This window comes from Sphingomonas fucosidasi (genome assembly GCF_036663855.1).
In the GTDB taxonomy this organism is placed as follows: Bacteria; Pseudomonadota; Alphaproteobacteria; order Sphingomonadales; family Sphingomonadaceae; genus Sphingomonas; species Sphingomonas faeni_B.
Window position 1 is genome coordinate 337,654 of the sequence record NZ_JAXOJR010000006.1, and the last position, 20,101, is coordinate 357,754.

The window sequence follows — 20,101 nt, forward strand, 5'->3', positions numbered from 1 at the left end:
ATTGCAAAGCATGCGCTCCGCTATGGAGGGCCCTGGCCCATGACTGCGCTGACCGACACCGACACGGCCGCGCTCGATCAGGCGCAAACTCAGGACAGCGGGTTGAATCTGACCGCGTGCGATCGCGAGGCGATCCATATTCCCGGCGCGATCCAGCCGCATGGCCTGTTGCTGGTCGCCGACGCGGAGTCGTTGACGGTCGTCGCCGGTGCCGGCGATATCGAAGGTCGGCTGGCAGCGGACTGGCTTGGCGCGGATCTGTCGCAGCTGATCGATCAGGACGTGCGGGCCGACGACGTGCAGCAAGGTGGTCTGGTCGGCGAGTCGGTAAACGGTGTTGCCGGACGCTTCGAAGTGACGATCCATCGCAGCGGTGCCTATGTGCTCGCCGAACTCGAACCGGTCGAGGCCGCGCCGATGACCGCCGCGCAGATGCTCGGGCGGCTCAACCCGATGATCACGATGTTCGAGCGCGCGACCGATCTGAACGCACTCTGCGCCCGCGCCGCGATCGCGTTCCGCCAGCTTACCGGATTCGACCGGGTGATGGTCTATCGCTTCCTCGACGACGACGCCGGCCGGGTAATGGCGGAGGACAAGGCGGCGGGGCTCGGCACCTTCCTTAACCATCATTTCCCCGCATCGGACATCCCGAAGCAGGCGCGCGCGCTGTACGTCCGCAATCGCACGCGGACGATCCCGAGGATCGACTATGCGCCCGCGGTGTTGCGCCCGGCCGGGTTCGAGACGCTCGATCTCAGCGACGTGACGGTCCGCAGCGTCTCGCCGATCCATCTACGCTATCTCGCGAACATGGGGGTGGCGGCATCGGCGTCGATCTCGATCGTCAAGGACGGGCTGTTGTGGGGCCTGATCGCCTGCCATCACCGGACGCCGCGCAGGCTGAACCCCGACATCCGTGCCGCGTCGGCGACGCTGGCAAGCGGTCTGGCGCGCCAGATCCGCGCGAAGGAAGAGGCCGAGATCTACCGCGAACGGCTCCGGCTGCGCGGTGCCGAGGACGCGGTGATTCCCAAGCTCGCGGCCGAACCCGCCCCGCGCAGCATCATCGTGACGCTGCGCGACGATCTGCGGCGGATGCTCGACGGCGACGGGTTCGCGTTCGTGCAGGGGACGATCGTCGACACCGACGGGGTCTGCCCGGCGCATGACGAGATCCGCGACCTTGCCGCCTGGGTTTGCGCACGCAGCGGGATCGAGCCGCTTGCCACGCATGAGCTGCCGTCGCTGCTGCCGCGTGCGGACGCCTATCGCGCCTGTGCCAGCGGCGTGCTCGCGATGCCGCTGATCGACGATGGCGCGATCCTGTTCTGGTTCCGCGCCGAACAGGCCGAGGAGGTCGAGTGGGCGGGCAATCCGCACAAGGCGGTGTCGCTCGATCCGACCGCGGTACTGACCCCGCGCACGTCGTTCGACTCGTGGACGCAGGCCGTGTCCGGACGCTCGCGTCGCTGGACGCTGGAAGAGATCGAGGCCGCACACCGCCTGCGCCGCGCGTTCCACGACGCCCATATCAACCAGCGGCTCCGGCTCCTCAATGCCGATCTTCAGCGGACGCTTGCCGACAAGGACGTGTTGATCGCGCAGAAGGACGTCCTGATGAAGGAGGTCAATCACCGCGTTCAGAACAGCCTCCAGCTGGTCGCCGCGTTCCTGTCGCTCCAGGCCAAGGCGTCCGAGGATGCCAAGGTGAAGGAGCATCTCGCCGAAGCGCAGGCGCGGCTTTCCGCGGTCGCGCTGGTGCACCGCCGGCTGTACCGCGACGACCAGGTCGAGTCGGTCGATCTGTCGCGCTATCTCGAGGAGCTGGCCGGCGACATGAAGGCCTCGCTCGGTGCGGATTGGGCGGCGGAGATTCGACTCGATCTCGCACCGATCCTGGTGCCGACCGATCGCGCGGTGAATATCGGGCTGGTGCTGACCGAACTGGTCATCAACGCCAGCAAATACGCGTATGGTGGGCAGCCCGGCCCGATCCTCATCGCGCTCGAACAGCATCGCAACCGCTTGCGCCTGATCGTCGCCGACGAGGGGTCGGGCAAGGTCGGTACGCGCGAGGGATTCGGCAGCCGGATGATGAAGGCTATCGTCGCCGGACTGTCGGGCACGCTCGAGCATGACGACAACATGCCGGGGCTCCGGGTGATCATGACCGCCCCGATCGAGGACCCTGTCTAGACGACGGACATTTGGTCGGAAGGGGGCAAGGGTAGCGGCGAACCCAGGCTTTGGCGCGGCTGAGATTTGGTCGGGTACCGACGGCTTGAAGCCTTATGCTGCACCTGCGAAATGAACCGCATGATCGACAGCGCCCACTCCGTTTCTACCCCGCCGCCCGTCAATGCACGGCTGGCACTTCTTGCGTTGGCCGTCGGCGGGTTCGCGATCGGCACCACCGAATTCGCCGCGATGAGCCTGTTGCCGCAGTTCGCGCGCGGGCTCGGGATCGACGAGCCGACCGCGGGCCACGTCATCAGCGCCTATGCGCTTGGTGTCGTGGTCGGCGCACCGACGATCGCGGTGCTGGCGGCGAAGATCGAGCGGCGCACGCTACTGATCGCCTTGATGACGTTTCTGGGGATCGCCAACGGACTGTCCGCGCTCGCGCCGACCTATCACCTCATGCTGCTGGCGCGGTTCCTCAGCGGTTTGCCGCACGGGGCGTATTTCGGGGTCGGATCGCTGGTCGCGGCGTCGATGGTCCCGCACGAGCGGCGGTCGCAGGCGGTGTCGCGGATGATGCTGGGGCTAACGATCGCGACGATCGCGGGGGTGCCGCTCGCCAACGGGATCGGCCAGTGGTTCGGCTGGCGCTGGGGCTTCGGGATCGTCGCGATCATCGCCGCGGCGACGGTGGTGATGCTGTTCAAGTTCGCGCCGGTTCTGCGGCCTGCGAAGGATGCCAGCCCGCTGGGCGAGCTCGCGGCACTGCGCAACGGGCAGGTCTGGCTGACGCTGGCGATCGGGGCGGTCGGGTTCGGCGGAATTTTCTGCGTCTACACCTACCTCGCCTCGACACTGACCGACGTCACCGGCGTGTCGTCCGCCTTCACCCCCGTAGCGTTCGCGCTGTTCGGCGTCGGCCTGACGATCGGCACGCTGGTTTGCGCCAAGGCCGCGGACGTCGCACTGATGCCGGCGGCGGGAATCACGCTGTTGTTCGGGGCAGGGGCGCTCGCGCTCTACGCGCCAGCCACACCGCACCTCTGGGCGATGTTGCCGGTGGTGGTGCTGATCGGTTGCGGCGGAGGCCTGTCGACGATCCTCCAGACCCGGCTGATGGATATCGCGGAAGAGGCGCAGACGCTGGCCGCCGCGCTCAACCACTCCGCGTTCAACACCGCGAACGCGCTCGGGCCTTGGCTTGGCGGACTGGCGATCGCGGGTGGGTATGGGCTGCCGTCGACCGGCTGGGTCGGGACGGCGCTGGCGCTCGGCGGGTTTGCGATCTGGGCGCTGTCGTGGACGCTGGATCGTCGGCGGGCCTGACTGCCCTCACCGTCATTCCAGCGTTCGCCGGCTGACCGTCATCCCAGCGAAAGCTGGGATCTCCCCCTTCCGGGTCGCGGCGTCCGCCAACAGAAATACCCCAGCTTTCGCTGGGGTGACGGTTGTGGCTGTGCCTGAAGATATGCCAATCGCAACCACCCCGGCGAAGGCCGGGGCCCAATTGGCGAGGCCATGGTAACGGGGTGCTGTGCTCAGTTAGCACGGTTCCCCAATTCGACCCCGGCCTGCGCCGGGGTGGTAGAGGGGAAGGCTAGTCGCGCCAAACCTCACCGCGCGATGTCCCGCTTCGCCAGCTGCTTATTCAGACCCAGCGCGATCAGCGTGAACACCGCGCCCGAGAACAGATACGCGCCGCTCGCCGCCAGCCCCAGCTTGCTCGTCAGCAGCAGCGCCGCCAGCGGGGCGAAGCCCGCACCGAACAGCCAGGCGAGATCGGTCGTCAGCGCCGAGCCCGTGTAGCGATGCTGCGGCGACAGGCTCGACGCGATCGCGCCCGAGGACTGGCCGAACGACAGACCGAACAGCAGGAAGCCGATCCCCATGAACAGGCGCTCGCCGGTCTCTCCGCCGTCGAGCAGCGACGGTGCGGCGATCGCGAACAGCGCGATCAGCACCGCGATCGTCCCCAGCATCGTGCGACGGCCGAACCGGTCCGCGAGAAGCCCCGAGACCAGCATCGCGCCGATCCCGATCACCGCGCCGATCACCTCGACCACCAGGAAGCGCGCCGGTGCCTCACGCGTGAACAGCACGACCCACGACAGCGGGAACACCGTCACCATATGGAACAGCGCGAAGCTGGCGAGCGGCACGAACGAGCCGAGCCAGATCGCCTTCCACTGCGACTGCACGGTCTCGACCACCGGTGCCGGCTCGAGCTCGCGCTTGGCATACATCTCTTCGAATTCTGGCGTCACGACCAGGCGAAGGCGGGCGAACAGCGCGACGACGTTGATCGCGAACGCCACGAAGAACGGATAGCGCCAGCCCCAGGCGAAGAAATCCTCGGTCGGCAGCGCGGCCACGAAGAATGCGAACAGCCCGCTGGCGACCAGCAGTCCGATCGGCGCGCCCAGCTGCGGCAGCATCGCATACCAGCCGCGATGCTTCTCCGGCGAGTTGAGCGACAGCAGCGAGGCGAGGCCGTCCCAGGCGCCGCCGAGCGCGATGCCTTGGCCGATCCGGAGCAACGCAAGGATCGCGACCGACCAGTTGCCGACCGAGTCGTAGCTGGGGATGAACCCCATCGCGACGGTCGAGGTGCCCAGCAGGAACAGCGACATCGTCAACTTGACGCTGCGGCCATAGGCGCGATCGACCGCGATGAAGATGATCGAGCCGATCGGGCGGGCGATGAACGCCAGCGCGAACACCGCGAACGAATAGAGCGTGCCCTGCAACCGGTCGACATACGGGAACACCAGGGTCGGGAACACCAGCACCGAGGCGATCGCGTAGACGAAGAAGTCGAAGAATTCCGAGGTGCGGCCGATCACCACGCCGATCGCGATCACGCCAGGCGTGACGTGCTCGCCGTCGCTGTGGATACTGCGAGCGTCGGCTTCGAAGCTCGTCTCGGGAATTGTGTTTGCACTCATTCTTCAACTCGCTCTTCAGGGCGCGGACCCGATGATACCCCGGTGATACGCCGTTCCGGCGGATGCGGGCAGGGGTAATCTATGCTATCCCTGATACCGATAAAGCCATGCCGATGTTGCAGTGCAGCGCCCATTGGACAAATTGTCCACTGTAGTGCGGCGCAATCGAGGCGTAGGGGGACCGCATGACCGTCGTGACACAGCTTTCCCGTACCAAAATCTCGGCTCGAAAATGGTTGGTTGCCATGCCCTTGGCATTGCTCACCAGCGGTTGCGACTGGGTCGTGATGTCGCCTGCTGGCGATATCGCAGTGCAGCAGCGAGACCTCGTGCTGATCGCGACCGGGCTGATGCTGCTGATCATCGTTCCGGTGATCTTTTTGACCCTGTTCTTCGCGTTCCGCTATCGCCAGGCGAACACGGCCGCCAAGTACGAGCCCAACTGGGATCACTCGGTCGGCCTCGAGCTGCTGATCTGGGGTGTGCCGCTGCTGATCATCATCGCGCTCGGCGCGCTGACCTGGACCAGCACGCATCTGCTCGATCCGTATCGCCCGCTCGGCCGGATCAAGCCCGATACGCCGACGCTCGCGAACAACGTGCCGGTCGGCAACCTGGTCGACAAGCAGCAGCTCGCCAACGGCGTCGGCAAGCCGCTCGAGGTGCAGGTCGTCGCGCTCGATTGGAAGTGGCTGTTCATCTATCCGGAATACGGCATCGCCACGGTCAACGAACTGGCCGCGCCGGTCGATCGCCCGATCCGCTTCCAGATGACCTCGTCGTCGGTGATGAACGCGTTCTACATCCCTGCGCTCGCCGGCATGATCTATACGATGCCCGGCATGCAGACGACGCTGAACGCGGTCATCAACAAGCCCGGCAATTACGAGGGCTTCTCGTCCAACTATAGCGGCGCAGGCTTTTCGGGCATGCGCTTCCGCTTCCACGGCGTCAGCGACGCGGGCTTCGATGCCTGGATCAACCAGGTCAAGCAGCGTGGCGGTGGCCTTAATCGCGCGAGCTATCTCCAGCTGGAGAAGCCGAGCGAGAAGGTCCCGGTCCGCTATTACAATGCGGTCGCGCCGGACATGTTCAAGCTGGTCGTCGAACAGTGCGTCCAGCCCGGTAAGGTCTGCATGTCGCAGATGATGCACGGCGGCAAAGGCGGGGGGGACTCGCATGCCGGCATGGCGATGCCGGGCGTCAATGGCGGCAAGGGTCCGCAGGCTTCGTCCGAGCGGGTCGAAGGCGCCCTGATGAAGGACGCCGACGAAAAGGGTAGCGGCCAGCATTGGACCGCGCCCGCCGACATAAAACAGGACGGCGCGAACAATGCGCCCGGATCGGTATCGAACCGCAATCACACGATGTTGATGCCCAAGAAGAATGGGTTGTCCCCCTCCACCATGCCGGGCACGCGCCCCGTCGCGAACGGCTAGAGAACCATCATGAACGACACTCTGTTGAAGACAATCTTCGGCCGCCTGACCCTGGAGTCGCTGCCGCTGCACGAACCGATCGTCGTCGCCACCTTTGCGATGGTGGCGATCGGTGGCGCAGGCCTCGTCGCGGCGCTGACCTATTTCAAGGTCTGGGGCTATCTGTGGAACCAGTGGTTCACCAGCGTCGATCACAAGAAGATCGGCATCATGTACATCATTCTGGCGATCGTCATGCTGCTGCGCGGGTTCTCCGACGCGATCATGATGCGCGCGCAGCAGGCGATGGCGTTCAACGGGTCCGAAGGGTACCTGACCGCGCATCACTACGACCAGGTCTTCACCGCGCACGGCGTGATCATGATCTTCTTCGTGGCGATGCCGCTGGTCACGGGCCTGATGAACTATGTCGTCCCGCTCCAGATCGGTGCGCGCGACGTGTCGTTCCCGTTCCTCAACAATTTCAGCTTCTGGATGACCGCGGCGGGTGCCGTGATCGTCATGATGTCGCTGTTCATCGGTGAGTTCGCGCGGACCGGCTGGCTCGCGATGCCGCCCCTCTCAGGGTTGGCGTATTCGCCCGACGTCGGCGTCGATTACTATATCTGGGCGCTGCAGATCGCGGGCATCGGGACGTTGTTGTCCGGCGTCAATCTGGTCGCGACCATCGTCAAGATGCGCGCGCCTGGCATGACCATGATGAAGATGCCGATCTTCACCTGGACGTCGCTGTGCACCAACATCCTGATCGTCGCCGCCTTCCCGGTGCTGACCGCGGTGCTCGCGATGCTGTCGCTCGACCGTTACATCGGCACCGCGTTCTTCACGAACGACTCGGGCGGCAACCCGATGATGTACGTCAACCTGATCTGGATCTGGGGTCACCCGGAGGTCTACATCCTGGTCCTGCCGGCGTTCGGCATCTTCTCGGAAGTCACCTCGACCTTCTCGGGCAAGCGCCTCTTCGGCTATAGCTCGATGGTCTATGCGACGCTCGTCATCACGATCCTCGCCTATCTCGTCTGGCTGCACCACTTCTTCACGATGGGGTCGGGCGCGAGCGTGAACTCGTTCTTCGGCATCACCACGATGATCATCTCGATCCCGACCGGGGCCAAGATCTTCAACTGGCTGTTCACGATGTACAAGGGGCGGATCCGGTTCGAACTGCCGATGATGTGGACGATCGCCTTCATGGTGACCTTCACGATCGGCGGCATGACCGGCGTCCTGCTCGCCGTACCGCCTGCCGACTTCGTGCTCCACAACTCGCTGTTCCTGGTCGCGCATTTCCATAACGTGATCATCGGCGGGACGCTGTTCGGCATGTTCGCGGGCATCAACTACTGGTTTCCGAAGGCGTTCGGCTTCAAGCTGAACGAGACGTGGGGCAAGATCTCGTTCTGGTGCTGGGTCGTGGGCTTCTACTTCGCCTTCATGCCGCTCTACGTGCTCGGCCTGATGGGCGTGACCCGCCGGATGCGCTATTTCGACGATCCGAACCTGCAGATCTGGTTCGTCATCGCCGCCTTTGGTGCAGCGCTGATCGCCGCCGGTATCGGTGCCTTCCTGATGCAGATCTTCGTCAGCATCCGGAACCGCGAGAAGCTTGCCGACCTCACGGGCGATCCGTGGAACGGCCGCACGCTTGAGTGGGCGACCTCGTCGCCGCCGCCGGAGTATAACTTCGCGTTCACGCCGATCGTCCACGACCTGGACGCCTGGTACGACATGAAGGAGCGCAAGGCGGTCCGTCCGGTCAGTGGCTTCAAGTCGATCCACATGCCTAGCGGCACCGGCACGGGCGTCGTGCTCGCCGGCCTCAGCGTGGCGTTCGGGTTTGCGATGATCTGGTACGTCTGGTGGCTCGCAGGGCTGGCGCTCGCCGGCATCTTCGGCACCACCATTTTCCACACCTTCAACTACAAGCGCGACTATCACATCCCGGTCGAGGACGTGATCGCCAGCGAGGACGCGCGCACCCGCCAGCTCGCGATCCAGGGAGCCTGACGCGATGTCCGCAATACCGATGAAGGACGGTCTGAACGAGACCAAACCGGTCTCGTTCTATGACCTAGACGAGCACGAGCATCCCGATGGCGGCAGCACGATGCTGGGCTTCTGGATGTACCTGATGAGCGATTGCCTCATCTTCGCGGTGCTGTTCGCGGCCTATGCCGTGCTCGGCAACAGCTATGCCGGCGGCCCCAGCCCGAAGGAGATCTTCGAACTGCCGCTGGTGGCGGTGAACACCGCGATGCTGCTGTTCTCGTCGATCACCTACGGCTTCGCGATGCTGTCGATGGAGGAAGGTCGCCAGCGCGTCATGCAGATGTGGCTGGTCTTCACCGGCCTGTTCGGCCTCGCCTTCCTGTCGATCGAAATGTACGAGTTCGCCACCCTCATCCATGAGGGGGCGGGCCCGACCCGCAGCGCGTTCCTGTCGTCGTTCTTCACGCTGGTCGGCACGCACGGCCTTCACGTCACGATGGGCCTGATCTGGCTCGTGACGCTGATGGTCCAGGTCCAGAAGCACGGCCTGATTGCCGCGAACAAGCGCCGCCTGATGTGCCTCAGCATGTTCTGGCATTTCCTCGACGTCATCTGGATCGGCGTCTTCACCTTCGTCTATCTGATGGGCACCCTACGATGAGCGACACCCACGCGCACGACGCACACGCGGACCATGGCGATCACGGCCATGGCGATCACGCCTCGCACGGCACCCGCGGCAGCTACATCAAGGGGTTCTTCCTCTCGGTCATCCTGACCGCGATCCCGTTCTGGATCGTCATGACCGACGCGTTCAAGGATCCGTCGACCGCAGCCCTCGTCGTGATGGTGTTCGCGGTCGCGCAGATCGTCGTCCACATGATCTACTTCCTGCACATGAGCGGCAAGTCGGAGGGCGGCTGGACGATGATGGCGCTGATCTTCACGATCATCCTGGTCGTCATCACGCTCAGCGGATCGATCTGGGTGATGTACCACATGAACACGAACATGATGCCGATGCAGGCCGCGGCAGACATGTGATGAAGACGCGACCGGGCCCTGCCGTCTATGTCGCAGGCCTGGTCGCGCTGCTGCTGTTCGCCGGGTTCATGGCGCTCGGCATCTGGCAGGTCGAGCGCCGCGCCTGGAAGCTCAACCTGATCGAACAGGTCGCGGCCCGCGCGCATGCCGTGCCGGTCGCGCCACCAGGCCCCGCTTCCTGGGGCGCGATCACCGCCACCACCGACGCCTATCGCCGCATCCGGCTCGACGGCGTTCTCGACAATACCCGTGAGACGCTGGTGCGCGCCGCTACCGCGCTCGGCAGCGGCTATTGGGTCGTCACGTCCTTGCGGACGCGCGAGGGCTTCACCGTCCTGGTCAACCGCGGCTATGTCTCGCCCGAGCAGCGCGTTGCGCATGCCAAGCCGACCGGCCAGGTCACGATCACCGGCTATCTCCGCATCACCGAGCCCAACGGCGGCTTCCTCCGCAGCAACGATCCCGCGACCGACAAATGGTATTCGCGTGATGTCGCCGCGATCGCCAAGGCCCGAGGTCTCTCGAACGTCGCGCCTTATTTCGTCGATGCGGACAAATCCGGCGCGGGCGCCCCGGTCGGCGGCCTGACGATCATCGCCTTCCCGAACAATCACCTCGTCTACATGCTCACCTGGTTCGCGCTTGCCGCAATGACCATCGTCGCGTTCGTCGTGTTCGTTCGCCAGGATGCACGCAAGCGGCGAGAGGAGGCATGACCTCCGCAGGCGCACGACAGGGCTGGCAACGCTGGCTCGCCCTTGCCACCGCGCGCACCGACGCGACCGGCAACGCCAACATGCGTCAGCTCGTGACGCTGCGCTGGATCGCGGTCGCCGGCCAGTTCGTCACGATATTGTTCGCGCGGTTCGGTCTCGGCTTCGACCTCCCGCTCGTCCCGATGATGGCCGCGCTCGCCGCCGCGGTCGGCCTCAACATCGCCAGCATGCCGCTCTATGGCTGGCGCAAGGGTGCGAACATCCAGCTCCTGCTGGCGCTGCTGTTCGACGTCGGCCTGCTCACCACGCAGCTCTATCTGGCGGGTGGTGCGACCAACCCGTTCATTTCGCTTTACCTGCTCCACGTTGTGCTCGGCGCAGTGCTGCTCGATCGCTGGTCGAGCTGGGCGATCGTCGTCGTCACCGCCGCCTGCTTCGGGCTGCTCACGCTCTATTACCGCCCGCTGATCCTGCCCCCCGATTACAGCGGCGAGTATTTCCTGCTCTACACGATCGGCTCGCTGCTCTGCTTCATGCTGATCGCGACGCTGCTGATGCTCTTCATGGCCCGCATCACCGGCAATCTGCGCGCGCGCGACACGCGCCTCGCAGATCTTCGCCAGCAGGCCGCGGAGGAGGACCACATTGTCCGCATGGGGCTGCTCGCATCCGGCGCCGCGCACGAACTCGGCACGCCGCTCGCGTCGATCGCGGTCATCCTCGCCGACTGGCGCCGCATGCCAACGCTCGCACAGGACGCCGACCTCCAGGCCGAGATCGTCGAGATGCAATCCGAGGTTCAACGCTGCAAGGCGATCGTCACCGGCATTCTGCTCTCGGCCGGCGAGGCACGGGGTGAGGCGCCCGAGATCATGCCGCTCCACCAGTTCCTCGACGCGATCGTCGACGAATGGCGCGCCGTTCACCCCTCGGTCGATTTCGACTACACCACCCGCGTCGGCGACGATCCGCAGGTCGTGTCCGACCCCGCGCTCAAACAGGTGATCGCCAACGTGCTCGACAACGCCGCCGAAGCCTCGCCGCATTGGGTCGCATTCCGCGGCGAACGCAGCGGCGGCGACCTCGCGCTGATCGTCCGCGACCGCGGCCCCGGTTTCAGCGCTGAGCGGCTCGCCAGCTTCGGCAAACCCTATCAGTCGAGCAAGCGCGAACCCGGCCACGGCCTCGGCCTTTTCCTGGCGGTCAACGTCATGCGCAAGCTCGGTGGCGGCGTGTCGGTCGTGAACTGCGAGGGCGGTGGCGCGGAGGTCACGATCAGCATGCCTCTCTCGGCGATCGCGCTCTCATGAGGACTACGGCATGAGCGAACCCGCCCTGCTCGCGATCGTCGAAGACGACGAGACGTTCGCCCGCACGCTTCGCCGCTCGTTCGAACGCCGCGGCTACGAGGTGATGCAGGCCGCCAGCCACGAGGAGCTCGTCGAGCAACTGGCGGAGCGCACGCCGCGCTACGCCGTCGTCGACCTCAAGCTAGGCGGCGCATCGGGCCTCGTCTGCGTCCAGACGCTCCACGCGCACGATCCCGACATCATCGTCGTCGTCCTCACCGGCTTCGCCAGCATCGCGACCGCTGTCGAGGCGATCAAGCTCGGCGCCTCGCACTATCTTGTCAAACCCTCGAACACCGACGACATCGAAGCCGCGTTCGACCGCACCGACGGCGTAGTAGACACTGAACTCTCCGAACGCCCAACCTCGATCAAGACGCTCGAATGGGAGCGCATCCACACCACGCTCGCCGAAACCGACTTCAACATCTCCGAGACCGCGCGCCGTCTCGGCATGCACCGCCGGACGCTCGCGCGAAAGCTTGAGAAACGCCCGGTAAAATAGCCGCAACGCTTCGCCGAAGGCGCGCGTTGTCGTTCGATGCCAGCGCCAAAACCCTCACGACTCTGGCAGCCGAAGCGCCTGCTCGCGACCCCCTCGGCGCTGACCTGGGAGCACGGTGCCAAGATCGCCGCGCGTGCAACCGCGCTGGGCGTGCCGGTCACCAAATTGGCGAGCGACCGCCTCAAGTTGGACTTGCCCGACGACTCCCGCCGTGCCTACGCAGAAGCCAAGGCCACGCTCGCACTGGTCGTCGCGCCGCCCTCGAAGCGCAAGCTCCAGCCGATAGCGCCCAGCGCCGACTGGCGGATCGATCTCGCCGAAGGCTGCCCTGCGCATTGCGGCTATTGCTACCTCGCCGGCTCGCTGAAAGGGCCGCCGATCACGCGCGTCTACGCGAACCTGCCTGAGATCCTCGCAGAACTTCCCGCGCATCTCGGCCAGGGCACCGTCACCTCGCGCTCGACCGCCCGCGCGCACGAGGGTACGACCTTCGAGGCATCCTGCTACACCGACCCGCTCGGCATCGAGCACGTCACCGGATCGCTGTCCGCGCTGATCGCCCATTTCGGCGCGTGGGAGGCGGACGTGCAACTCCGCTTCACCACCAAGTTCGACGCGGTCGAACCGCTGTTGGCGCTCGACCACCGCGGCCGCACCCGCATGCGCGCTTCGATCAACCCCACCGCCTATGCCCGCTTCGAAGGCGGCACGAGCCCTGTCGCCGCGCGGCTGGTGGCGCTGCGCAGGATGGCGGACGCCGGCTACAAGATCGGCCTGACCGTCGCCCCGATCATCGCCGCCGAAGGCTGGCGCGAGGCGTATGGCGAGTTGCTGACGGAGGCGGGCAGGATGCTCGCCGACGTTCCCGACGTGACGATCGAGCTGATCACCCACCGCTACACCCCCGGCTCGAAGGCGGTACTCGAAACCTGGTACCCAGGCTCGTCGCTCGACCTCAGCATGGCCAACCGCACGCAGAAACGCACAAAGTTCGGCTCGATAAAATACGTCTACGACGCCGACACGATGCGCGCGCTCCGCAGTTTCTTCCAGGACGAAATCGCGATTAAACTCCCGCAAGCCCGCATCCTCTACTGGACCTGACCCGCGCGCCAACCGGCAACGCAGCGTTGCCATTCGCGGCCTTCCGATCGTCCCCGCCGCCGCCTACCTCCAGACCATGACAAACACCCGCCAGCCAACGCTCTTCATCCCGCACGGTGGCGGGCCCTGTTTCTTCATGGACGACCCCGCCGGCAACTGGACAGGCATGGCCGCCTACCTGCGGTCGATCGCCGCCTCGCTGCCCGAAAGGCCCAAGGCGATCCTCGTCGTATCCGGCCACTGGGAAACGCGCGGCTTCGCCTTCACCGGTGCTGCCGCCCCGCCGCTGATCTACGACTATGGCGGCTTCCCCCAGCACACCTACGAACTGCGCTACGACGCCCCCGGCGATCCCGCGCTGGCAGCCCGCGCCGCCGATCTGCTCCGTGGCGCCGGAATGACCGCGACCATCGATCCCACGCGCGGCCTCGGTCACGGCGTCTTTATCCCGATGAAGGTCGCATTCCCCGACGCCGATATCCCAGTCGTCGAAATGTCGGTCGACCGCGATCTCGACCCGGCGCTGCACGCCACCGCCGGCCGCGCACTCGCCCCGCTGCGCGACGAAGGCGTCCTGATCGTCGGTTCGGGCATGAGCTTCCACAACATGCGTGGTTACGGCGATCCCCGCTTCACCGCGCCGTCCGAAGCCTTCGACCAATGGCTCACCGCCGCGGTCGAGTCCGACCCAACCGCCCGAGCGGCAGCGCTAGCCGACTGGGCCGAAGCCCCCGCCGGCCGCCTCTCGCATCCCCGCGAAGAGCATCTCCTACCACTGATGGTCGCCGCCGGTGCCTCCGACCAGCCCGGCGCACACGTCTACGGGGAGCGCGTCCTGCAAACCGCAATCTCCGGCTACCGCTTCAACTGATGAGGTCAGGCGGCCATCGGCGCTTCACGATCCTCCCCCGCCAGGGGGAGGTGGCGCCGAAGGTGACGGAGGGGGAGGACACGGCACAGCGGTTTCTCTTACCTCCCCCTCCGTCTGGCAAGCGCCAGCCACCTCCCCCTGGCGGGGGAGGATCCATTCATCGTTCAATACGCTAAAGGAATTCCCATGGCTCTTCCCGTCCTGCTCGCTATCTCCGGCAGCCTGCGCCGCGGCTCGTACAACACCGCGATTCTGACCACGCTAGGCGATGCGATCACCGACAAGGCAGCGCTGAAAATCTTCCCGCTGAACGACGTGCCGCTCTACGATCAGGACGCCGACACCGACACGCCCCCCGCCGCGGTCGCAGCCCTGCGCGCGGCGATCGGCGCGGCCGACGGGATCGTCATCGCCTCCCCCGAATATAATCACGGCATCTGCGGCGTCCTGAAGAACGCGCTCGACTGGGCCTCGCGCCCGCACGGCAAGGCGAGGCTCACGGGGAAGCCGGTGTTCACGCTCACCTCGTCGCCCGGCGCAGTCGGCGGCGCGCGTGCGCACGCGCAACTCAACGAGACGCTGGCCTCGATCGGCGCCGGCACCGTCCTGCGTCCCCAAGCCGTCGTCGGCGCGGTGCACGAGAAGATCGCCGATGCTCGCCTGACCGACCAGCGCACGCTCGACTTCCTGGTCGGCGGCGTGGACGACCTGCTCGCCGACATCGCCCGCCCCACCACTGCCGACCGCGAGGCGTCCTGACATGCGGCGGGTCCTCAACCAGTATCCGGCGCAGCGCGACGACATCGCCGATCTCGTCACCCGCCGCCCGCTACCGGGGCCGGGCCTGCCGCAGGTCGATCCGTTCCTGTTCCTCAACCATCACGGCCCGCAGACCTATCGCCCCGGCAACACCGGCCTGCCGTTCGGCCCGCACCCGCACCGCGGGTTCGAGACCGTCAGCTTCATCCTGAAGGGCGAGATGGCGCATCTCGACAGCGGCGGCCACGAAAGCGTCATCCGCGCCGGCGGCGTCCAGTGGATGACCGCCGGCTCGGGCCTGATCCACGCGGAAATCTCGCCAACGTCGTTCAAGCGCGACGGCGGTCCGCTGGAGATCCTGCAACTCTGGGTCAACCTCCCCGGCCGGCTCAAAATGGCCAAGCCCGCCTATACCGGCCTCCAGCGCGAGGACATTCCCGCGGTACCGGTCGACGGCGGCGTAGTGAACCTGATCTCGGGCGGCTTCGAAGACCAGCGCGGCCCGATCGAATCGCTGACGAACGTAGCGATGATGACCGTCGAACTCGAAGCCGGCGCGGAGGTCGACCTGCCGGCGCCAAGCGGCCGCGCAGTCTTCTTCTACGTCGTCGCTGGCTCGCCATCGGCCAACGGCACGCCGATCAAGCCGCATCACCTCGCCACTTTCGGCAACGATGGCAACACGATCACAGTGACGACCGAAGCCCCCGCGACGATCCTGTACGGTCATGCCGACCCGATCAACGAACCCGTCGTCTAGCACGGACCCTTCGTCATGAATACCCGCGAGGAGATCGTGCGCGCGATCGAGGATTATAATGCCGGTCTTTTCGGCAAGCCCCCGGTCGTGAGCTAAGGCGTTTGGCGCACCGGCGGCAGCGCGGCACAGATATCCGCGCCGCCCGCCGGCACCGTGAAAAACGGCCCCGACCGGTTCTCGCGCGATGCGATCCAGGCGACGAACCGCGGATTATCCGTCGCGCGATACTGGAAGTGCGGTCGCGCGGCCGCCGGCAGGTCGCTCGCCAGCCGCGCAGACACGATCGGACTCCGTTCGCCCTCGGTCTTGTAGAAGCCGAGATCGCCGGTCCCACGCGGCAAGGACGATAGCCACTCGATCCCGTCGATCACCCGCCCGACGACCGCGATGTTGCGATCAAGCGCACGCGGCGAGTGGCCGATCACGGTGTAGAGTTCCGCCCCGCTCCCGGTACTCGGTGCCAGATCGCGCGCGACCCCCACCATGCCATAGCAATGCGGCAGCCACTCGGTCGCGCCATTGGCTGTGAGCGGCCACCCGTCACGGCTATATCCCGCCCATTCGGCATAAGGATCACGCAGCGACAGCCGTGCGACGGTGGTCGGGCCGGCATGCGAATACTCCGCCGGCGGGTTGGCGACGACGCCCGCGGCGAGCGGTTTCTTCTCCGTCGCATCGCCCCATTGCGCGACGTAATTGTCCTGCACCCGGTACACGCTCGTCCCGACATCCCACCAGTGCGCAGCGGCGAGCTTGCGGATGTTGGCGACGTGCACGGGCGCATAGCGCGGCGCCAGCCGAACCGTGACGCGGTGGCCATTGGCGAGCGTGAACACGAGCAGTTCGTCATCCGGCACCGCCACCCAATCAGCCGGCAAAGGATCGGACGGCAGCGTCGCGGCGGCGGGAACTACCTGCGCAAACGCGGCAGCGATCAGCAAATTCATCATGAACGCAGACTGCCCGACCCCGTCTGCACACGCAATCGCTTGCACGCACGCGAAACCCGCACTAGCAGACCCCCTTCCAGAGCAATGCGGAGCGGTGGCCGAGTGGTCGAAGGCGCTCGCCTGGAAAGTGAGTATACGTCAAAAGCGTATCGTGGGTTCGAATCCCACCCGCTCCGCCACCTGGTCTCAGCGCTACCTCTCAAAAGCACGAGCGACCTCGAAAGCCGCGCAGAACTGCGTGGTTTCGCGACGCGGTCGTACTGGGAGACTGTCGCCGAAAGACAAAACCAAGGCTTTCCGAGGCCATTTCTCCGCGCCAAAGGCAGGCAGTACCGTTTGAGGATTTTCCCGTTTCAGCGGGAAAATACTGGGGCGAACGCAATCTGCATCGTCGATAAGTAGCCCCGGTAGTCCGGATCCATCCGGTTTCAGTAGGTTTTTTAGAGGGAATTCGGGTCAACAGCCACGGGAATTAACTACCGCAATCTGCACCTTTGCGATCACTTGACGGGTAGTCGGGGCGGAGGCATGACGGTGAGGCACGGAGCCAATGGCCCGAACATGTCGGTCGACCGAACCGGTCGTTAAGAGGCAATGCCCTCGAGATGTCATAGCGGTTAGCGCAACGCGATAGCCGTCACTGCGGAAACATCGTTGGCCATCCAGCTCGCTCGTTTGTGCAGCGACGGATGCGCCATCTCACCTATCTGGCGGGCTTCGACCCGCCTTGGCGACGAGACACGCAATGACAAAGCAACTCGAATATAAAGTTCATCTCCGCTCCCCCGGCGAACTAAAGGCGCGCAGCGACAATCCGCGCGTTCATAGTAAGAAGCAAGTCCAAGCGATCATGACCTCCATGAGACAGTTTGGGGTAACTCATCCGGTGCTTATCGATGATCAAGACCAGATCGTGGCAGGTCACGGCCGCGTTGAGGCAGCATTGGCACTAGGGCTGGCCACCATACCGGTAATCTGTCTGCATCATCTCACAAAGGCCGAACTGAAGGCTTTCATGATCGCCGACAATCGTACAGCCGAGCTGGCTACGTGGGATCGCGAGCTCCTGGCAAAGAGCTTTGCTGAGATCGAAGTGCTCGACAATGAGCTGGACCTTTCGGTGACCGGCTTTGACGTTGAAGAAGTCGACCTTTTGGCTGATTACAGATCGACCAAAAAGCCGAAGCTGGAAGCCGAAATCCCGGCTTTGCGCGAACGGGCGGTGTCTCGCGAGGGAGACCTCTGGATTATAGGAGATCGCCACCGGTTGCTTTGCGGTGACGCCACCATCGCAGCCTCGTATGTAACGCTACTTGACGATGATCGCATCGACATGGTGATCACTGATCCGCCTTGGAACTGCCCGATCCAAGGACATGTCAGCGGACTTGGGAAAAACAAGCACCGGGAGTTCGTCGCTGCATCTGGCGAAATGACGCGGGAAGAGTTTAAGCGCTTTCTTGAAGCATTCATGTTCCAGCTGGAGCGGGTCAGTCGGTCGGGCTCGCTACACTATGTTTTCTGCGATTGGCGCATCCTCGGAGACGTACTTTCAGTGGGCGAGGCAGTCTATGATCGCCTCGTCAATCTGGCTGTTTGGGCCAAGACCAACGCGGGGATGGGCTCTTTTATGAGGAGCCAGCATGAACTTGTAGCTATCTACAAGAAAGGCCGTCGCGCTCACATCAACAACGTCAATCTCGGCGTCGATGGACGTCATCGCAGCAACGTCTGGACTTTCGCGGGCGCAAACAGCTTCGGTCACGGTCGAGATGACGCGTTAGCGATGCATCCCACGGTCAAACCCGTTCTCATGATCGCCGAAGCGGTTAAAGATGCGAGCCACCGCGGTGATCTCATACTTGACCCGTTCGGTGGATCAGGAACTACCTTGATGGCCTGCCAGGACACGGGACGGCGCGCGCGTCTAATGGAACTAGACCCACTCTATGTGGATGTGATCATCTCCCGCGCGGGTCGGGAAGGGATGACAGCCGTTCTAGAAACTACTGGCCAAACCTTTAACGAGGTTCGCGGCGACCGGGAGGTGCAGCATGGCTGACGATCCTGAGAAACCTGTCGGATACGGCAATCCGCCAAAACACAGCCAGTTTCGCAAGGGCTGTCCTCAACCCAAGCGACGCACGAAGGCGAGCGGGGCGAATGATGTGTACGCCTTGATCAACGCGCCGGTAACGGTCGGGGAGGGTAATGCCGCCTACAAGATGCACCCGCACGAGCTCGCTCTTCGTAAACTCGCAAGCGATGCGATTAAGGGCAACATGCGGGCCATTGAGCTGCTGATCAACGAGTTCATCCGCTACGACATCATCACGGCGCAGGTGACAGGGGCCGAGTGGCCTGTGCGAATATACCGCCCTATCGACTATGACCCCGACAAGTGGGATCAGAACTTAAAGCTCTATGGCCCGCCTCCCTGGCCCTTGGAACATGACGGTCTTTGTCGGATACAGGAGCTTCGCGATGCAGCCCGAGGATGACGGTTTCATCGAAGACGACTTTACTGACGCTTATGAGGAGGAACTAATAGAACGGCCGCGGGGGGTCAGGTTCGGTGAGGGCCAGCCGATCAATCGCCTTGGTCGGCCACGCGGTTCTTCCAATCAGCGCACAATGGCAAAGCGTGTCGCCATGCAGCGTCACAAGGTCACCATCGACGGTAAATCGTGCCGAAAATCGACCCTCGAGCTAGTATTGTTAAGCTTGAGAAAGAAAGCTGCTCAAGGTGATGTAAAGGCGTTTAAGCTTCAACGATCCTTATTGCAAAAACTTGCTCCCCGGCAGGAGGGGCGTTCTGCGGTCCTGATTTTACCAGCAAAGCTAACTTGCGATGAGTGGGAGGCGGTCTATGATTCAAGCTTTCCCAACGAAGATGTTGCCGAACGTTTTCCCTACTTGATGCGCGAGCGTAAGGCTCACCAGCAATACACAGCTGACATCGATCGTGAATTACGGGAATCACAGGCGGTAGATAGATCAAAAAAATAAAAAGCCGGTATGGTGGTAGAATAAATGGCCCGCTGAGACGCCTTAAAAGACACCCGCAAAGGATGACGTGTGCCAAGTAGGGCATTACGTATCTTGGTGGAAAGCGGAATGGCCGCTGTGGGCGACCGAGCATGGTTAGTTGCCCTTCATTCAACTTCGGGGGGCGACAGCTAGGCGGCCCAATGTGGGGCGTTTAGCCACATCTGGACATGTCCTGAAGCGGCCGCGCTTCGATTACGACATCTCCAGACTCAACAGATAGTTCGAATCCCTCCCGACCCGCCACACCGCCGTACGCCGCCGTGTCCTACGCAAAGGCCGCAGCGGCTACGCCAGCGTAGCATGGCCCGCCATCCGCTGAACCGCCCCGGGTCTGCCGGAGGCCTTGGGTTGTGAGTCACGCCGCCATATCGATGTTGTCTGCGGCAGCATAATATTGGTGTTCGGCTTCGGCAGGCGGGATGTTGCCGATAG

Annotated in this window: 17 protein-coding genes, 1 tRNA gene and 1 pseudogene; 17 read left to right on the plus strand and 2 right to left on the minus strand. The window is 64.3% G+C overall.

Going from position 1 to position 20,101, the window contains the following annotated elements; translation table 11 throughout:
- The first annotated feature begins 39 nt into the window (after positions 1-39).
- Both U1737_RS13260 and U1737_RS13265 read left to right on the plus strand, forming a co-directional pair.
- Positions 40-2,199: a histidine kinase dimerization/phosphoacceptor domain -containing protein gene (locus U1737_RS13260; protein ID WP_332797080.1), complete on the plus strand. Its 2,160-nt coding sequence runs from the start codon at positions 40-42 to the stop codon at positions 2,197-2,199.
- A gap of 120 nt (positions 2,200-2,319) precedes the next feature.
- Positions 2,320-3,510, plus strand: coding sequence for an MFS transporter (locus U1737_RS13265; RefSeq protein WP_332797081.1), 1,191 nt, complete (start codon positions 2,320-2,322; stop codon positions 3,508-3,510).
- Positions 3,511-3,797: 287 nt separating this feature from the next.
- Here U1737_RS13265 and U1737_RS13270 read toward each other — a convergent pair whose 3' ends face one another.
- Positions 3,798-5,129, minus strand: a complete 1,332-nt coding sequence (locus U1737_RS13270) for an MFS transporter (protein ID WP_248523999.1) — start codon at positions 5,127-5,129, stop codon at positions 3,798-3,800.
- Positions 5,130-5,314: 185 nt separating this feature from the next.
- Here U1737_RS13270 and U1737_RS13275 point away from each other — a divergent pair, with 185 nt between their 5' ends.
- The 11 genes and pseudogenes from U1737_RS13275 (at position 5,315) to U1737_RS13325 (ending at position 15,764) form a co-directional block, all read left to right on the plus strand.
- The gene (locus tag U1737_RS13275) at positions 5,315-6,568 is read left to right on the plus strand and encodes a ubiquinol oxidase subunit II (protein ID WP_443027125.1); all 1,254 of its coding nucleotides are present in this window, start codon (positions 5,315-5,317) and stop codon (positions 6,566-6,568) included.
- Positions 6,569-6,577: 9 nt separating this feature from the next.
- Positions 6,578-8,578, plus strand: coding sequence for a cytochrome o ubiquinol oxidase subunit I (gene cyoB / locus U1737_RS13280; RefSeq protein WP_248524000.1), 2,001 nt, complete (start codon positions 6,578-6,580; stop codon positions 8,576-8,578).
- A gap of 4 nt (positions 8,579-8,582) precedes the next feature.
- Positions 8,583-9,221: a cytochrome o ubiquinol oxidase subunit III gene (gene cyoC, locus U1737_RS13285; RefSeq protein WP_248524002.1), complete on the plus strand. Its 639-nt coding sequence runs from the start codon at positions 8,583-8,585 to the stop codon at positions 9,219-9,221.
- On the plus strand, positions 9,218-9,604 hold the full coding sequence (gene cyoD / locus U1737_RS13290) for a cytochrome o ubiquinol oxidase subunit IV (RefSeq protein WP_187503676.1): 387 nt from the start codon (positions 9,218-9,220) through the stop codon (positions 9,602-9,604). The genes cyoC and cyoD overlap by 4 nt, the downstream gene beginning before the upstream one ends.
- On the plus strand, positions 9,604-10,320 hold the full coding sequence (locus U1737_RS13295; protein WP_332797082.1) for an SURF1 family protein: 717 nt from the start codon (positions 9,604-9,606) through the stop codon (positions 10,318-10,320). The genes cyoD and U1737_RS13295 overlap by 1 nt, the downstream gene beginning before the upstream one ends.
- Positions 10,317-11,630, plus strand: coding sequence for an ATP-binding protein (locus U1737_RS13300; RefSeq protein ID WP_332797083.1), 1,314 nt, complete (start codon positions 10,317-10,319; stop codon positions 11,628-11,630). Before U1737_RS13295 ends, U1737_RS13300 begins: the two co-directional genes overlap by 4 nt.
- A gap of 10 nt (positions 11,631-11,640) precedes the next feature.
- Positions 11,641-12,174, plus strand: coding sequence for a response regulator transcription factor (locus U1737_RS13305; protein ID WP_187503679.1), 534 nt, complete (start codon positions 11,641-11,643; stop codon positions 12,172-12,174).
- Positions 12,175-12,210: 36 nt separating this feature from the next.
- Complete coding sequence (locus U1737_RS13310; RefSeq protein WP_332797084.1) at positions 12,211-13,278, plus strand: spore photoproduct lyase family protein; 1,068 nt, start codon at positions 12,211-12,213, stop codon at positions 13,276-13,278.
- 76 nt (positions 13,279-13,354) lie between these two features.
- Complete coding sequence (locus tag U1737_RS13315; RefSeq protein ID WP_332797085.1) at positions 13,355-14,149, plus strand: DODA-type extradiol aromatic ring-opening family dioxygenase; 795 nt, start codon at positions 13,355-13,357, stop codon at positions 14,147-14,149.
- Positions 14,150-14,335: 186 nt separating this feature from the next.
- Entirely contained in the window at positions 14,336-14,908 is a 573-nt protein-coding gene (locus U1737_RS13320; protein WP_332797086.1) for an NADPH-dependent FMN reductase, read from the plus strand.
- Between the two features lies 1 nt (position 14,909).
- Positions 14,910-15,764, plus strand: a pseudogene (locus U1737_RS13325) (pirin family protein).
- Here the strand turns inward: U1737_RS13325 and U1737_RS13330 are convergent.
- Positions 15,761-16,618, minus strand: a complete 858-nt coding sequence (locus U1737_RS13330) for a peptidylprolyl isomerase (RefSeq protein ID WP_332797087.1) — start codon at positions 16,616-16,618, stop codon at positions 15,761-15,763. The pseudogene U1737_RS13325 and the gene U1737_RS13330 sit on opposite strands and share 4 nt — an antisense overlap.
- An 88-nt stretch (positions 16,619-16,706) precedes the next feature.
- On the opposite strand from U1737_RS13330, the gene U1737_RS13335 reads away from it, so the two are divergent.
- From U1737_RS13335 to U1737_RS13350, 4 genes are all read left to right on the plus strand, one after another.
- Positions 16,707-16,797: transfer RNA gene (locus U1737_RS13335), tRNA-Ser, on the plus strand.
- Between the two features lie 566 nt (positions 16,798-17,363).
- Positions 17,364-18,680, plus strand: coding sequence for a site-specific DNA-methyltransferase (locus U1737_RS13340; RefSeq protein ID WP_332797088.1), 1,317 nt, complete (start codon positions 17,364-17,366; stop codon positions 18,678-18,680).
- Complete coding sequence (locus tag U1737_RS13345) at positions 18,673-19,119, plus strand: DUF5681 domain-containing protein (protein ID WP_332797089.1); 447 nt, start codon at positions 18,673-18,675, stop codon at positions 19,117-19,119. Before U1737_RS13340 ends, U1737_RS13345 begins: the two co-directional genes overlap by 8 nt.
- A complete protein-coding gene (locus U1737_RS13350; RefSeq protein ID WP_332797090.1) occupies positions 19,103-19,627 on the plus strand; it encodes a DUF5681 domain-containing protein in 525 nt (174 codons plus the stop codon). Before U1737_RS13345 ends, U1737_RS13350 begins: the two co-directional genes overlap by 17 nt.
- Positions 19,628-20,101: the final 474 nt, after the last annotated feature.